Raw genomic sequence first — 2,451 nt, 5'->3', positions numbered from 1 at the left:
CGCGAAGGGTGTCAGACCGGTGCCTCCACGCGGTGGAACAGGTACTCCACCAACGTGATCAGCGATTGCAGACAGGTGCCGCGATGGCGGGCATCGAGGCTCGTCAGCGGGGTGTCCGGCGAGAGATCGAGCGCGTCGCGCACTTCCTCCAGCGGGTAGGGGCGGGCGTCGTCGAACTGGTTGACCGCCACCGAATACGGCACGCCACGCTCCTCGAGCACCGACAACACCTCGTCGGACTTCTCGATGCGCCGCGTGTCGACCAGCACCAGCGCGCCGAGCGCGCCGCGTGCCAGTTCCTCCCACAGCGGCACGAACCGCTGCTGTCCCGGCGTGCCGAACAGGTAGAGCGCCAGCGTCGGATTGAGCGTGATCCGCCCGAAATCCATCGCCACGGTGGTCTGCGTCTTGCCGGGCAGACCCGCCATGTCGTCGACGCCGATGCTCGCCTCGGTGATCGTCTCCTCCGTGCGCAGCGGCTTGATCTCGGAGATGCTGTTCACGAAGGTGGTCTTGCCGACACCGAAGTTGCCCGCCACCAGTAGTTTCACCGATCTGGTCACCGACTCCGGCACATATTCGACCACACGATCAGGCCGGGAGAGCCCGGAGACCATTGAGTACCTCCTCCAACAGGGAGATCTCCGGCAACAGTTCGGCCGGAGTGGGAGTGCTGAGATTGCCGCCGTCGAGCAGATCGGACACCACGATCTTCACCACGGACGGCGGCATGTCCAGGTATGCGGCCAATTCCGCGATGGACAGGGCGCCGCGGCGACTACACAGACTCATCACCCTGCGAACGTCTGGACTCGCACCGGTGGGCGGGTCGGACGCGGCCACGACCAGGGTCACCAGGTCGAGGTCGCGGGTGGGTCGGGACCGACCGCCCGTGCGCACATAGGCCCGAACGAGGTCGGGGTCGCGGCGGTGCCTGCTCATGACAGGTCGCTGTCCGGCCTCTGTCGCGGCAGGCTGCCGAGCTCGTGGCCGACCCGGCCAGCCAGCTCGTTCATCCGATGCGCGACCAAGCTGACATCGATGTCGTTGGTGGTCGAGACCCCTAGCAGGGTGCTCTCCCCGGCGGCGGTGATGAAGATCATCCCGTCGTCGTATTCGGTCATGTTCTGCCGCACACCGCTGTCCGGGCCACCGCAGAACTCGCCGAGGGCCTTGCCCAGCGAGCGCAGACCCGAGGCAGCCGCCGCGAACCGCTCGGCATCGTCGCGAGCGATGCCCGAGGAGTGCGCGATGCGCAGTCCGTCATCGGAGAGCAGGACAGCGAAACGCACCCCGGGGATGCTCAGATCCTCGAGCAACCACCCCAATTTGTTGCTGCTGTCGCTCACGGCAGTATTCGTCGAGCCCATCAAGGTGTCGTCCCTTCCGTGTGGTCGGTCGCTGCTGCGCGACCGCTCTTCGAACCGGCATGCCAGGCCGCTGCGATGTCCGGTCGTCCCGGTGTCCCCTCGGAATCCGACCGGCGCGGCCGCGCACCGGTCACAGGTGTCGCGACGGTCCTGCGCCGCCGCTTCGGCAGCCCGCCCTGTGTGATCTCGTGCACGGCGAACTGCTTCTCCTCCCCATGGTCCGGGCGAGGCGCCGCGGCGACCGCGACGGGCTCCCGCTCCGGCACCACTTCCTCGATCGCCTCGCGGCGCGGTTCGTCGGCCTCGACCGCATCCGCGGGCTTGCGCGGCTGCAGCAGCGCCTCGGGGATGTAGACCATGGCGCGCATGCCGCCGTAGGCGTTCGGACCGTCGATGTAGACGGTGAACCCGTAGCGACGCGCCAGCGCCGCGATGCCGGGGAAGCCGACCTTGGGCGAAGGCCCGAGCTGGTGGACGTCGACGGTGCGTTCGCCCGCCAGCACCTGCCGAGCCTCTTCCATCTGCTCGGCGTTCATCCGCACGCCCGCGTCGTCGACGATGATCGTCACGCCGTGATGGCCTTCCTGGAAGGTCACGTCGACGAACGAGGTCGGCGGCGAGTAACGCAGGGCGTTGTCCAGCAGGGTCGCCATCGTGTGCACCAGCGGCTCGACCGCGCGGCTGATGACGACCCGGTCGGACTGGTTGGCCCGCACCCGCAGGTAGTCGCGGACGCGGCCGGTGGCGCCACCGACGATGTCGGTGAGTTCCTGGGCCGGCCAGCGCCTGCCGGGCAGGCCGCCACAGACGATCACGTAGGACTGGGCCTGGCGGATCATCTGCTGGACGGTGTGGTCGATGTGGGTCAGCGTGGCGTAGACGTCGTCGCCGCGGTGCTGGCGCAGCGCCATGCTCACCACCTGGCTGACGTCGGCGCCGAGGCTGACCACGGCGGTGCCGAAGGAGCGCACCGCGCCGTTGGTCGCCTCACGGGCGGTGGCCCGCACGGCGGCCGCGGCCGCCGCCCCCGGCAGGCTGGTGCGCCGCGCGCCCGCCGGGGCGGGCCCGCGGGGGGGGGGCG

4 protein-coding genes are annotated in these 2,451 nt (G+C 69.5%); all 4 read right to left on the bottom strand.

Features of this window, described 5'->3' with window-relative positions; genetic code table 11:
- Window positions 1–11: 11 nt before the first annotated feature.
- Entirely contained in the window at window positions 12–617 is a 606-nt protein-coding gene (locus tag QH283_RS29440; RefSeq protein WP_324246288.1) for a GTP-binding protein, read from the bottom strand.
- Window positions 592–942: a DUF742 domain-containing protein gene (locus QH283_RS29435; RefSeq protein ID WP_040796117.1), complete on the bottom strand. Its 351-nt coding sequence runs from the start codon at window positions 940–942 to the stop codon at window positions 592–594. Before QH283_RS29435 ends, QH283_RS29440 begins: the two co-directional genes overlap by 26 nt.
- Complete coding sequence (locus QH283_RS29430) at window positions 939–1,370, bottom strand: roadblock/LC7 domain-containing protein (protein ID WP_280506177.1); 432 nt, start codon at window positions 1,368–1,370, stop codon at window positions 939–941. The genes QH283_RS29435 and QH283_RS29430 overlap by 4 nt, the downstream gene beginning before the upstream one ends.
- Window positions 1,370–2,451: ATP-binding protein (locus tag QH283_RS29425; RefSeq protein WP_280506176.1), on the bottom strand; the 1,082-nt coding region annotated here is incomplete at its 5' end. The genes QH283_RS29430 and QH283_RS29425, both read right to left, overlap by 1 nt.

It is taken from the genome of Nocardia farcinica (assembly GCF_029867845.1).
Taxonomy (GTDB): Bacteria; Actinomycetota; Actinomycetes; order Mycobacteriales; family Mycobacteriaceae; genus Nocardia; species Nocardia farcinica_A.
Note: the sequence above shows the minus strand (reverse complement) of the source record. Positions and strands in the feature narration are given on the sequence as shown.